Source organism: Mesorhizobium sp. M7A.F.Ca.US.005.03.1.1 (genome assembly GCF_003997975.1).
In the GTDB taxonomy this organism is placed as follows: domain Bacteria; phylum Pseudomonadota; class Alphaproteobacteria; order Rhizobiales; family Rhizobiaceae; genus Mesorhizobium; species Mesorhizobium ciceri.
The window spans coordinates 12440-25288 of sequence record NZ_RZRO01000019.1; the positions used below are offsets into that span (position 1 = coordinate 12440).

The 12849-nt window shown below is 63.6% G+C and carries 12 protein-coding genes; 8 read left to right on the forward strand and 4 right to left on the reverse strand.

The features are described from left to right. The first annotated feature begins 77 nt into the window (after nucleotides 1-77). Nucleotides 78-710 carry a class I SAM-dependent methyltransferase gene (locus tag EN990_RS11170; protein ID WP_164753586.1) on the forward strand — a complete coding sequence of 211 codons (633 nt, stop codon included), beginning with the start codon at nucleotides 78-80 and terminating at the stop codon, nucleotides 708-710. A gap of 1 nt (nucleotide 711) precedes the next feature. On the opposite strand, the gene EN990_RS11175 is transcribed toward EN990_RS11170, so the two are convergent. Continuing rightward, complete coding sequence (locus EN990_RS11175) at nucleotides 712-3165, reverse strand: FAD-dependent oxidoreductase (RefSeq protein ID WP_024503363.1); 2454 nt, start codon at nucleotides 3163-3165, stop codon at nucleotides 712-714. Continuing rightward, nucleotides 3162-4049, reverse strand: coding sequence for a phosphotransferase family protein (locus EN990_RS11180; protein WP_127368763.1), 888 nt, complete (start codon nucleotides 4047-4049; stop codon nucleotides 3162-3164). The genes EN990_RS11175 and EN990_RS11180 overlap by 4 nt, the downstream gene beginning before the upstream one ends. Before the next feature lie 403 nt (nucleotides 4050-4452). On the opposite strand from EN990_RS11180, the gene EN990_RS11185 reads away from it, so the two are divergent. Beyond that, complete coding sequence (locus EN990_RS11185; protein ID WP_127368764.1) at nucleotides 4453-5229, forward strand: DeoR/GlpR family DNA-binding transcription regulator; 777 nt, start codon at nucleotides 4453-4455, stop codon at nucleotides 5227-5229. Here the strand turns inward: EN990_RS11185 and EN990_RS11190 are convergent. Together EN990_RS11190 and EN990_RS11195 are read right to left on the reverse strand one after the other, a co-directional pair. Further along, nucleotides 5226-6125: an NAD(P)/FAD-dependent oxidoreductase gene (locus EN990_RS11190; protein ID WP_127368765.1), complete on the reverse strand. Its 900-nt coding sequence runs from the start codon at nucleotides 6123-6125 to the stop codon at nucleotides 5226-5228. The genes EN990_RS11185 and EN990_RS11190 overlap by 4 nt on opposite strands. Then, on the reverse strand, nucleotides 6115-6564 hold the full coding sequence (locus tag EN990_RS11195; protein WP_027161832.1) for an Rrf2 family transcriptional regulator: 450 nt from the start codon (nucleotides 6562-6564) through the stop codon (nucleotides 6115-6117). Before EN990_RS11195 ends, EN990_RS11190 begins: the two co-directional genes overlap by 11 nt. A 263-nt stretch (nucleotides 6565-6827) precedes the next feature. Between EN990_RS11195 and EN990_RS11200 the strand changes: the two genes are divergently transcribed. The 6 genes from EN990_RS11200 (at nucleotide 6828) to EN990_RS11225 (ending at nucleotide 12794) form a co-directional block, all read left to right on the forward strand. Continuing rightward, a complete protein-coding gene (locus EN990_RS11200; RefSeq protein WP_081714289.1) occupies nucleotides 6828-7484 on the forward strand; it encodes a DedA family protein in 657 nt (218 codons plus the stop codon). Between the two features lie 75 nt (nucleotides 7485-7559). After that, nucleotides 7560-8471: a LysR substrate-binding domain-containing protein gene (locus tag EN990_RS11205; protein ID WP_013528025.1), complete on the forward strand. Its 912-nt coding sequence runs from the start codon at nucleotides 7560-7562 to the stop codon at nucleotides 8469-8471. Nucleotides 8472-8690: 219 nt separating this feature from the next. Next, the gene (locus EN990_RS11210; protein ID WP_013528024.1) at nucleotides 8691-9845 is read left to right on the forward strand and encodes an ABC transporter substrate-binding protein; all 1155 of its coding nucleotides are present in this window, start codon (nucleotides 8691-8693) and stop codon (nucleotides 9843-9845) included. Between the two features lie 168 nt (nucleotides 9846-10013). Continuing rightward, complete coding sequence (locus tag EN990_RS11215; protein WP_013528023.1) at nucleotides 10014-11024, forward strand: ABC transporter ATP-binding protein; 1011 nt, start codon at nucleotides 10014-10016, stop codon at nucleotides 11022-11024. 14 nt (nucleotides 11025-11038) lie between these two features. After that, nucleotides 11039-11989, forward strand: coding sequence for an ABC transporter permease (locus tag EN990_RS11220; RefSeq protein ID WP_196815398.1), 951 nt, complete (start codon nucleotides 11039-11041; stop codon nucleotides 11987-11989). After that, nucleotides 11979-12794, forward strand: coding sequence for an ABC transporter permease (locus EN990_RS11225; RefSeq protein WP_024503371.1), 816 nt, complete (start codon nucleotides 11979-11981; stop codon nucleotides 12792-12794). The genes EN990_RS11220 and EN990_RS11225 overlap by 11 nt, the downstream gene beginning before the upstream one ends. Nucleotides 12795-12849 lie beyond the last annotated feature (55 nt).

A 12849-nucleotide genomic window follows, 5' to 3' on the forward strand; every position in this document is an offset into this window, starting at 1 on the left:
GTCGCGGCAACGGTTCCACAATTTTCGCGCTTTGGCTATCATCACTGCGAGATCAAAAATTGGCGGACTGGATCAAAGTGGCGGACAGCAAACATCAGGGCGCGCTTGGCGCGGCCTACGCGGCAAAGCGGCCCGAAGAGGTCGCCGCACTTTATGATCGTTGGTCGCAGACCTACGACGCCGACATGTCGGCCGCCGGCTATCGCCATCCGACGATCTGCCTTGCGCTGCTGACCCGCCATCTGCCGCGCGGTTCAGCACCGCTGCTCGATGCCGGGGCCGGCACCGGTCTCATCGGCGAATGGCTTGATATTGCCGGTTACCCGCAAGTCGAGGCACTCGATATTTCACAAGGCATGCTGGATCAGGCGGCCCGCAAGGGTGTCTATTCCGCGCTCCATTGCCTGGCGCTGGGCGGTCATCTGCCCTTTGCCGATGATGCCTATGCCGGAGTGATCTCGGCCGGCGTCTTCACATCAGGTCATGTCGGCGTCGAGGGGCTGGACGAACTGATCCGCATATGCCGGCCGGGCGGCATCATCGTGCTGACGGTCAAGAACTCGCTGTGGGATCAGGGCTTCGCCACGCGCGTCGCTGAGCTCGAGGCGCAGGGCCTCGTCACCCGCGTCGAGGAAACGCGCCCTTATGTCTCGATGCCCGGCGAAGCCGACACCGTGCCCAGCCGCGGCCTCGCACTGCGCGTGACCTGACCTACGCTTTGACCCTCGCGCCTGCCGGGTCGTACATCGGCTCGAGGTGGATCTTGGCCGGCGTCCTCTCCATCGCAACCACCAGTTCGTAGTCGCCCGAGGCGAGAAAATCGTCGCTGACCCCGTCGGCGTTGCGCACGTAGCCGTAGCCGATGGTCTTGCCCAGCGTATAGCCATAACCGCCGCTGGTGAGATAACCGACAGGCTCGCCATTGCGCAGGATGGTTTCGCGGCCGAGCAGCACGATCTCGGGGTCGTCGACCGTGAAGCCGGCAAAGCGTTTCTTCATTGCCGTGCCGCTGGTCTTCTCCAGCGCGCGCCGTCCGATGAAATCCGTGTTCTTGCGCAGCTTGACCGCCCAGCCGAGCCCGGCTTCCTGCGGCGTGTCGTTGGGCGTGATGTCGGAGCCCCAGGCACGATAGCCCTTTTCCAGCCGCAGCGATTCCAGTGCCCGATAGCCGATCGGGCGGATGTCGTGCTTTTTGCCTGCCGCCATCAGCGCGTCGAAGACTTCGCCGGTGGCCGCGATCGGCACGTGCAGTTCCCAGCCCAGCTCGCCGACATAGGTGACGCGCAGCGCCCGAATTGTGTGGCCGGCGATGGCAATCTCACGCACATGGCCGAATGGGAAGCTCACGTTTGAGACGTCGGCTTCGGTCACGGCCGAAAGCACGTCGCGCGCCCGAGGACCCATCAGCGACAGCGTGCCGAAATCCTCGGTGACATCGACAAGCCTGGCATCGAGCCCTTCGCCGATATGATCGCCGATCCACGAGGAATCATGCGTGCGGAAGCCTGTGCCGGTGACGATGTAGAACTTCTCTTCGGCCAGCCGCGCCACCGTCAGATCGGCCTCGATGCCACCGCGTGTGTTGAGAAGCTGCGTGTAGGTCAGCCGGCCGACCGGCTTGCTGACGTCGTTGGCGCAGACCCAGTCCAGCGCCTTCAGCGCATCGGGCCCGCTCAGCTCGTATTTGGCGAAGGAGGATTGATCGAAGATGCCGACTTTTTCGCGCACATGCCGGTGTTCGTCGCCGACCGCCACAAACCAGTTCTGCCGGCCCATCGAATAGATGTCCTGCGGCTCGACGCCTTCGGGCGCGAACCAGTTAGGCCGTTCCCAGCCGAGCTTCGAGCCGAACACGGCATTTTGCTGTTTCAGCCTGTCGTAGAGCGGCGAGACGATGCGCGGCCTCCCGCTGGCATACTCCTCATGCGGAAAGCCGATCGTATAGTGTTTGCCATAGGCCTCCAGCGTGCGGTCGCAGACCCACTGACGGTCACGGTGCAAATTAGCAAAGCGCCTGATGTCGACCACCCACAGGTCGAGCGGTGCTTCGCCATCGACCACCCACTGCGCCAGCACCCAGCCGGCGCCGCCGCCCGAGGCGATGCCGAAGGCGTTGAAGCCGGCGCCGACAAACATGTTGGCGCATTCGGGCGCTGTGCCGAGAATGAAATTGCCGTCCGGCGTAAAACTCTCCGGCCCGTTGATCATCTGCTTGACGCCGACGGTTTCCAGTGCCGGCACGCGCGCGATCGCTTGGCTCATGTGCTGCTCGAAATGGTCGTAATCATCGTCGAACAGCCTGAATTCCCAATCATTGGGGACGTCGCCGCCGGGGAGACCAGTAGCCCAGGCCTGCGGGTTCGGCTCATAGCCGCCCATCACCAGCCCGCCGACCTCTTCCTTGAAATAGGTGCGCCGGTCCGGGTCGCGGATGGTCGGCGCGTCGGTCGCCAGTCCGTCGATCTTCTCGGTGATGATGTACTGGTGCTTCACCGGCTGCAGCGGCACGTTGATGCCGGCCATGGCGCCGACCTGCCGCGCCCACTGGCCGGCGCAGTTGACCACCTTGTCACAAGCAATGTCGCCCTTGTTGGTCTTCACCGCCGTGATGCGGCCGTCCTTCATTTCGAAGCCGATGACGCGGACATCCTCGAACAGTTTGGCGCCATGCATGCGCGCGCCCTTGGCCAGCGACTGCGTGATGTCGGAGGGGCTCGCCTGGCCATCGGTCGGCAGCCAGGAGGCGCCGACAAGATCGCCGGTTTCCATGAGCGGCCACATTGCCTTGACTTCCGCCGGCGACAGCAATTGCATGTCCATGCCGAAGCTTTTCGCCGTCGTCGCCAGCCTTTTGTACTCGGTCCAGCGGTCGGCATTGGTGGCGAGCCTGAGGCAGCCGGTCATCTTCCAGCCGGTGGCAAGGCCGGTCTCGGCCTCGAGGCCCTTGTAGAGGTCGACGGAGTATTTCAGCACGCGGGTGATCGAAGCCGACGAGCGCAACTGGCCGACAAGGCCGGCGGCATGCCAGGTCGAGCCCGAGGTCAGCTTGCCTTGTTCGAGCAGAACGACATCGGCTTTGTGGTCGCGCGCCAGATGATAAGCCGTCGAACAGCCGATGATGCCACCGCCGATGACGACGATGGCGGCCTGGGTCGGCAATGTCATGATTTCTGCATCCCGTACTTCGTTCTGTAGTTTTCCAGCGCCGTGTCGAGCCGGGCGAGGTTTTCCTCGGTGTAGGCGACGTAGTCGATACCGGGCGCGTCGAGATAGAGCTCGGACACCATGCTCCACATCGCCTCGCGCAGCAGCGAGGCGCATTGCATGGCCGCGTGCGAACGGCGGATCGCTTCGTCCGGTTCTTTCATGAAATAGGCGGTCAGAAAGGCGAAGGATTCCTCGTCGCTCATGCCGGCGTTGGAGGCGGCGCCTGCGAGGTCGAACATCGCCGTGTTGAAGCCGGCATATTCGAAGTCGATCAGCCACAGCCTGTTGCCGTCGTCGAGAATGTTGGCCGGCAACAGATCATTGTGGCCAAAGACGATCGGCAGCAGTTTCTGCGCGCGCTCCAGTTCGTCGGCCAGCGTCAGCAGGCGCGGCAGGTCGCTGCGCTTGCGGCTGCCGCCTTCTTCAAGCGTGCGCCCATAGTCGCGAATGACATGGAACACCCAGAACATGAAACCGGCGCCGGAGACGTGAGTGGGCATCTCCCGGTGAAAGGCGCGCATCAGGGCTGCGACGCGGCCAAGATTGGCGCGTACGTCCTCGGCGAGATAGGTCTTGGCGCCGAGAAACTCTGTGACCATGATGCCCGGTTCGGCATGGCGGACGGCCGGCGCGAAACCGGCGGCATGCGCCGCCCGCGCCGTCATCACCTCGCGCTCGCGAAAGACATGGTGGAACGGATAGTCCTTGCCGAAGCGCACGACGTGTCGTCCCGCCGCGTCCGTGACCACATAATTCGCGTTGCTCAGACCGCCGGGCAGCGGTGCGATCTCGATGCCACCTGTCCAGCAGGGCAGGGCGCGGATGCGATCTTCGGCGGTCACGGAATCATCCCTGGTTTGCTGGGCTTCGACAAGGCGCCGTGAACAGCGCAACGACGGCGGGGAGAAACGTAAATAATCTCGTCGGTGCGGGACGCCAGGATCGGTATCCCGCACCGCACCGACGAGCCCCTTGGCCAGGTTTTTGAGCCCGGCATCCGCCCCCGCGGATCTGAAAATTCCTTGTACAGGCACGTTCCAAACGGCCTGACCACTGAGTTGCGTCTCTGCCCCCAGTCGCAGATCTGAAGCCTGTTGATGTCTTTGATTTCACGCCAGGGTTTCCCGCTTGTCAATAAAAAGCTGTGACTTTTTTTGGGTATTTTGCCTGAAAGCATAAGGTAGTTCCTTTAAAAGCAATTGAATTACCTTAGAATCGGTCAAGAGCATCAGTTCGGGAAACCAGATGGCCCAGTCCAAACGACACGGCGAGATCCTGCGGCTCCTGCAGGAAGAGGGCACCGTCACCATCGCCAGTCTGGCCGACCGGCTGGGCGTGTCGCTCGAGACGGTGCGCCGCGACGTCAAGCCGCTGACCGGTGATGGCTCTGTCCTCAAGATGCATGGCGCCATCGGCCTGCCGTCAATGATCGGCGAAGCGCCGTTCGAGCGGCGCATGCGTGAGAACGCCGACGTCAAGCGGGTCATTGCCCGCATGGTCGCCGCCACCATCCGCGACGGGGAATCCATCATGCTCGACACCGGAACGACGACCTCGTTCCTTGCGCGTGAACTGCTCGGCCACCGGCGCCTGACGGTCGTCACCAATTCCTCGGACATCGCCCGCACGCTGGCCACCGTCAACGGCAACAAGGTCTATATGGCCGGCGGCGAGCTGCGCAGCGATTCCGGCGCTGCTTTCGGCGCCTCGGCGATCGATTTTGTCAGTCGCTTCTCGGTCAGTCACGCCATCATTTCCACCGGGGGGGTCGACGCGGTGATGGGCGTCATGGATTTTGATCTGGATGAGGCCGAGTTCGCCCGCATGGTGCTGTCGCGCGGCCAGCGGTCCCTCGTCATCACCGATCACTCGAAATTCGGCCGTCTTGGTCTGGTCCAGGTCTGCGGCTTCGACAGCTTTTCCGAACTCGCCACCGACCGCTCGCCGCCGCACGACCTGGCCGCCGCCCTTGCGCAGGCCGGCGCCCGGCTCAGCATCGCCGGCGCGGAAGCCGGCTTCTAGCCGAAGACCAGCGATTGGTGGGCGCAGACGCCCGCAAAGGTGCCACCCGATACTGCAAAGGCGATGTTGTGCATCGAACGTGCCGCGTCGCCGGCGGCGTAGACGCCGGGCACGGTCGTCTGCTGCCTGTCGTCGACTGATATCACCGTGCCGAGGAGGCTTTCGGTGAAGCCGCAGCCGAGCTGTTCGGCCAGCGGGCTGGCCATGATATTGCGCGGAGCGGTGAACATCGCCCTGACGCCGGCCTTTCTGCCGTCGTCGAGGTGGACGATCAATCCGCCGGAGCCGTCTTCCTCTAGCTCGGCAACGTTGGTGGGCTCAAACCGCACCTTTCGGCTCTCCAGCGCGCGCATCTGCTCTGTGTCAGGTTCGAACAGGCCATTGCCGAACAGCGTGACATCGCCCCAATCGGTGATCAGCTGTGCCTGATGCATGGACATCGGACCGGTTGCGAGCACGCCGAGCGGCCCGCCGGAAACTTCGTAGCCGTGGCAATAGGGGCAGTGCAGCACGCTCTTTCCCCAGAGCTCGGCAAGCCCGGCAACCTCCGGCAGGATATCGCGCACCCCAGTGGCCAGTACCAGCCGTGCCGCGCCGAATGTCTCGCCACCCTCGGTGGTGATTTCGAAATCGCTGCTGCCAGCGGCTAGGGCCTTGTCGGCGCGCCCGTCGACAACCCTGGCTGCCGGATAGGCCAGTAGTTGGCGCCTTGCGTCATCCAGGATTGCGCCGGGCGCGCGCCCGTCATGTCCGAGGAAGCCGTGCGAATGCTCGGCAAAACGGTTGCGCGGCCGGCCGGCGTCGATCACCAGCACCTTGCGTCCTGCCCGCGCCACCTGGATGGCGGCGGACAGGCCGGCAAAGCTGCCGCCGACGACGGCAAGATCATACTGCATGGCTGGAGACTCCAATGAGGTCAAAACGGCGGCGGAAATCGGCGGTCAGGTCAGCCAGCGTGATGCGGCTCAGCTTCTCCGCCAGCAGCCTTTCGGCGGCGATGCGAAAATCGTCGAGCACGGCGATCACCGCCTGCTCGACGAGGCAGCCGGGGCTTTCCGGATCGGTGCTGAACGGCAGCAGTGTCTCGCCAAGGGCGACGCTGATCTCGGCCAGGGATATTTTCTCGGGCGCCCGCCCGAGCAGCCAGCCGCCACCGTGCCCGCGCGACGAGGTGACGATGCCGGCGTCGCGCAAGCCTGCGATGGTGCGGCGGACCACGACCGGATTGGTGTGGATGAAGGTGGCAAGCTGCTCGGAGGTCAGCGCCTGTTCGGGCTTCTCGGCCATGTGGACGAGAATGTGCAGGGTAGAGGACAGTCGGCTGTTGCGCTTCATGTAACTTAGTTAGTTACGATTGGTGTCGATGTCAAGCACGTCTCATCCGCGCCGAGGCGCAATGTCCACGCAATCCATTCGCGGCAAACAGAACCAGTCGGTGCGCGATTCACCTCGTATGCCGGCGCCAAGGCGTCGGACCCGACATATGCAACGGATTTCGGGTCCGACGCTGACTGCAGCAAACGCCACGCCGACCGATCGAAGCGTTGGATCCAGGATGAAGGTTGCCTGATGCTTTGTCTTTTCTCCAGAGATGGACCGTGGCACCGTTTGGTGTCGGCGTCACCATGTCGCTTCGCATGACGGGGCCGCTGGCAGCCATCCTCGGCTTCGGTCTGTTGGGCGTTTTCTGCCTCGCCTTCACCGAAAAGATCCTGCCAATTCCGCCCTCGCATGTGCTGCTGCTGTTCCTCGGCATGACGGCGGCGCCGGATGCTTCGACGCTGGCGATCCTGCTGATGGTGACGACGCTTGCGTCCGCCAGCGGCTGCCTTGTCTGGTATGCGGTCGGCCGCCGGGTTGGACCTGACCGTGCCGACAGGCTGGTCGAGCGTTTCGGCAAGTACGTGTTCCTGCGTCACGCGACCTACCGCAGGCTCGGCCAGGCCTATCGGCGCAATCACGTCCGGGTGTCCTTGCTGGCGCAGTTCATCCCGACTGTGCGCAATTACCTGCCGATCGCCGCCGGCGCACTCTGCCTGCCCGCTTTGCCCTTCGCGGCCGCGACGCTGCTCGGCGCCACGTTCTGGAACGCGGGCTTTCTCACCACCGGCTATCTGCTGCGCGGCAGCGGCCGGGACTCCTTCACGGTGGGCCTGCGCATCATTGTCATCGTCGTGGCTCTGGAGACGGCATTCATGCTTGCGCTGCGCTATGGCCCCGCATGCCGGCGGCGCATCAAGTTGGCGCTCGGTTGAGCGCCAGCTCTCAGGTCATGGGATAAGCTCTGCAGTCGGCTTTCCTTCATTCGGCCGCCGGTGTTTAGTCCGGGCATGGCTTTCACCATCCGCCAGCTGCAGTTCTTCATCGCCGTTGCCGAGCAAGGCACGGTCTCGGGCGCCGCCCAGAACCTCTCCATCTCGCAATCGTCGGTCACCGAAGCGATCAAGGAACTCGAAAGCGATCTCGGCGTCGAACTGTTCGAACGCCACCCGCGCGGCCTCAACATCACCCACAAGGGTCACCAGTTCCTGCGCCATGCGACGAAAATCCTCGCCGATGTTTCCGACGCGCGCCGCTCTTTCTCCGGCGAGCAGGCGGTGGCGGCCGGCCGGCTGCAGCTCGGCGTCACCTCGCTGGTCGCCGGCTATGTGCTGTCGGATCTGCTCGCCCGCTACCGCCGTGCCTATCCGGGCGTCGAGGTCTCTGCCATCGAGGACAATGGCGATTATCTCGAACACCTCCTGATCGGCGGCAAGCTCGACATTGCCGTCATGGTCACCTCCAATTTGCGCGACCGCACCGCGTTGCAGTCGGAAATCCTCGAAGTCTCGGCCTATCGGCTGTGGCTGCCGCTCGGTCATCCGCTCGTCGGCGCCGACATCATCAGCATTGGCGACATTGCCTCCGAAACGCTGATCATGCTGACCGTCGACGAGATCGAGGAGAATACCGGCAAGCTGCTGACGGCGATCGGCGCCAAGCCGCATGTCGCCTTCCGCACCCGTTCCGTGGAGGCCGTGCGCAGTCTGGTCGCCACCGGTGCCGGCGTGGCGCTGCTGCCCGATCTCGTCTACCGGCCCTGGTCGCTGGAAGGCGACCGCATCGAATCGCGCGATATTTCCGGCTCCTTGCCGGTGGTCCAGGTCGGCATGGTCTGGCGGCGCGGCTCCGGTCTGCCGCAGGCCGCGCGCGATTTCATCGGTCTTGCCCAGTCGCAACGGACGGTCCGCCAGCGTCCCTGAGAGGCCGGCTGCACATCTATCGGAAAAACCGATATCACCCTTCTGATAAATGAATTTGCGAAACCGGAATTTTCAAAGCACTTTCGGTTCAGGGACCAAAGCCGCCATCAGAGCGGCATCAAGCCCAACGGACGAACTGACAGTTTTCAGTCCGCGCGTGACCCCTAACGAAGACCGAAACCGGCTTTCAGGGTCAGGCGCCTAAATGGGAGATCGACAATGAATTCATTCCTGAAGTCATGCACTGCTCTGACGGTCGCGCTGACCTTTTCCGGTCAGGCCGTCGCCCAGGTCAAGGAACTTGGCAAGGGCGAAGGCCAGGTCAACATCGTTGCCTGGCCGGGCTATATCGAGCGCGGCGAAACCGACAAGGGCTATGACTGGGTGACCTCCTTCGAGAAGGAAACCGGCTGCAAGGTCAACGTCAAGACCGCCAACACCTCCGACGAGATGGTCTCGCTGATGAATGAGGGCGGCTTCGACCTCGTCACCGCTTCGGGCGATGCCTCGTTGCGCCTCGTTGCCGGCAAGCGCGTGCAGCCGATCAACACCGATCTCATCCCGAGCTGGAAGACGGTCGACGAGCGCCTCAAGGACGCGCCGTGGTTCACCGTCGGCGGCGCCCACTACGGCGTTCCCTACCAGTGGGGTCCCAACGTCCTGATGTACAACACCGACGTGTTCAAGGAGGCTCCCAAGAGCTGGAACATCGTCTTTGAGGAAATGAAGCTGCCGGACGGCAAGTCCAACAAGGGCCGCGTCCAGGCCTATGACGGGCCGATCCACATTGCGGATGCGGCCAACTATCTGATGTTCCACAAACCGGAACTCGGCATCAAGGATCCCTATGAACTGAACGAGGACCAGTACAAGGCGGCGCTCGAATTGCTGCGCGTCCAACGCACACTGGTTGGCCGCTATTGGCACGACGCCGCCATCCAGGTCGACGATTTCCAAAACGAAGGCGTCGTCGCTTCCGGCTCGTGGCCGTATCAGGTCAACACGCTGGTCGCGGCCAAGAAGCCGGTCGCTTCCACCATCCCGGAGGAGGGCGCCACCGGTTGGGCCGACACCACCATGATGGAGGCCGACGCCGCCAACCCCAACTGTGCCTATATGTGGATGGAACATTCGCTGTCGCCGAAGGTGCAGGGCGATGTCTCAGCCTGGTTCGGCTCACTGCCCGTCGTGCCCGCCGCCTGCAAGGGCAATGAGCTTTTGACCGACGAGGGTTGCAAGACCAACGGCTACGAGAACTTCGACAAGATCAAGTTCTGGAAGACGCCGGTGTCGAAATGCGCCACCCAGAACGATCAGTGCGTGCCCTACTATCGCTGGGTGTCGGACTATATCGGCGTCATCGGCGGACGATGAGCATCCTTACCTCCCCCTTGTGGGGAGGGTCGACGCATAGCGTCTGGGTGGGGTCTGCTCGGGGTTTTTCGAGACACCCCCACCCGCGGCTTCGTCGCGACCTCCCTAAGGGGGAGGTGGGACGTCGCGCGACATCAACACATCAAACCGGCAACGGACTGACATCTCATGACCTCCGCCGTCTCCTTCCAGAAAGCCTCGCGCCATTTCGGCAGCGTGCGCGCGGTCGACGCGGTCGATCTCGACATCGCGCCGGGGGAATTCTTCGCCATGCTCGGGCCGTCCGGTTCCGGCAAGACCACTTGCCTGCGCCTCATCGCCGGCTTCGAGCAGCCGACATCGGGCTCGATCTCGATCTTCGGCGACCGCGCCGAGGGCGTTCCGCCCTATCGCCGCAACGTCAACACCGTGTTCCAGGACTATGCGCTGTTCCCGCATCTGAACGTGCTCGACAACGTTGCCTACGGGCTGATGGTCAAGGGCGTCGGCAAGGCTGAGCGGCACAAGGCGGCGGAAGAGGCGCTGTCACTGGTGCGGCTGCCCGGCTATGGCGCCCGCCGGCCCGGCCAGCTTTCCGGTGGCCAGCGCCAGCGCGTGGCACTCGCCCGCGCGCTGGTCAACCAACCAAAGGTGCTGCTGCTCGACGAGCCGCTCGGCGCGCTCGACCTCAAATTGCGCGAGAACATGCAGGAGGAGTTGAAGTCGCTGCAGAAGGCGCTCGGCATCACCTTCGTCTTCGTCACTCACGACCAGGGCGAAGCGCTGTCGATGGCCGACCGCGTCGCCGTCTTCAACGATGGCAAGATCATGCAGATCGGCACTCCGGAAGATATCTACCAGCGGCCGAGGACCCGCTTCGTCGCCGATTTCGTCGGCTCCTCCAATGTGCTGCCGCCGGATTTCGTGCAGCGCTATTCCGGCCAGCATCGCTGGGGGAGTCTCCGCCCTGAATCCATTCGCGTCGGCCGCGCGGCCAAGGGGGTCACAAGTGGTGAAGGTGTGTCGGCCCGCCTCGTCTCGACCAATTATCTCGGCGCCACGACAAAGCTGGCGCTCGACGCCGACGGGCTGCGGCTGCACGCCATCGTGCCGGCCGGCATCGCCTTGCCGGCAGAAGGCGAGGCGGTGGTGCTGACCTTCAACCGCGAGCACCTGCATCTGATGGACGAGCCGGCATGAGCCTCGACGCCGCCATGGTGCGTGCAACGGCCCCCGCCATCCTGCCGGGTAGCGGCGGTCTGCGCGGCGCTCTGTCGGACCTTTTCTGGCGCAAGCCCAAGGTCCTGTTGCTGCTCATGCTGCTGCCTCCGGTTTTGTGGCTGGGCATCGTCTATATCGGCTCGCTGTTTGCGCTGCTGGCGCAGAGCTTTTTCTCCATCGACGAGTTTTCCGGCCTCATCAACCGCGAGTTCACGCTCAAGACCTATGGCGACCTGTTCCAGGCCGCCAATCTCGACATCATCCTGCGCACGGTGACGATGGCGGCTCTGGTCACGCTGGCCTCGGCCGTCATCGCCTTCCCCATAGCCTACTACGCGGCGCGCTATGCGCGCGGCCGCTGGAAGGCCTTGTTCTATCTCGGCATCATGCTGCCGCTGTGGTCGAGCTATCTGGTCAAGATCTACGCCTGGAAGCTGATCCTGGCCAAGGAAGGCATTCTCACCTGGCTGCTCGCCAAGCTGCATTTGTTGTGGGTTCTCGACGCTTGGCTGTCGCTGCCGATCGTCGGCGGCAATTCCCTGTCGGTATCGTTCACCGGCACCTTCATCGTCTTCGTCTATGTCTGGCTACCGTTCATGATCCTCCCCGTTCAGGCGGCGCTCGAGCGCGTGCCCGGCAATCTGGTCGAGGCCTCGTCCGACCTCGGCGCTTCACCGGGACAGACCTTCCGCAACGTGCTGTTTCCGCTGGCGCTGCCGGGCATCGTCGCCGGTTCGATCTTCACCTTCTCGCTGACGCTGGGCGACTACATCATCCCGCAGATCATCGGCACCTCGCGTCTGTTCATCGGCCAGGCGGTCTATTCGCAGCAAGGCACCGCCGGCAACATCCCGCTCGCCGCCGCCTTCACCGTGGTGCCGATCGTCATCATGGGCTTCTATCTCTGGGGCGCCAAGCGCATGGGGGCCTTCGATGCGCTCTGATGGTTCCCAGTCGGCTCCGCTCGGCCTGAAGATTGCCGCCGCCTGCGGGCTGCTGTTCCTGCACCTGCCGATCCTGCTGATCTTCGTCTATGCCTTCACCACCGAAGAGAAGAGTTTCGTCTGGCCGCCGCCAGGGCTGACGACGCAGTGGTTCGCCGTGACCTGGAACCGGCCAGATGTCTGGCAGGCGCTGTCGCTGTCGGTCAGGGTGGCCGCGATTTCGACGGCGATCGCGCTCATCCTCGGCACGCTCTGTTCGGCGGCGGTGTCGCGGACAAGATTCTTCGGCCGCGAAACCATCTCGCTGCTGGTCATCCTGCCGATCGCGCTGCCCGGCATCATCACCGGCATTGCGCTGCGCTCGGCCTTTTCGCTGGCCGACATCCCGTTCTCGTTCTGGACGATCGTGCTTGGCCACGCCACCTTCTGCGTGGTCGTCGTCTACAACAACGCCGTCGCCCGTTTCCGCCGCACTTCCGGTTCGATGATCGAGGCTTCGATGGATCTCGGCGCCGACGGTTTTCAGACCTTCCGCCATGTCGTGCTGCCCAACATCGCCACGGCGCTGCTTGCCGGCGGCATGCTGGCCTTCGCGCTGTCCTTCGACGAGGTCATCGTCACCACCTTCACCGCCGGCCAGCAGCAGACGCTGCCGATCTGGATGCTGGAAGAACTGATCCGTCCGCGCCAGCGCCCGGTCACCAATGTCGTTGCCATGGTCGTCATGCTGGTGACGTTGCTGCCGATCCTTGCCGCTTATTACCTCACCCGTGACGGCGACCAGATCGCTGGAAGCGGGAAATGAAAAACAGCGAATAGGGAGTAGCGAATAGGGATCGACGGTCAAACCCTACTCGCTT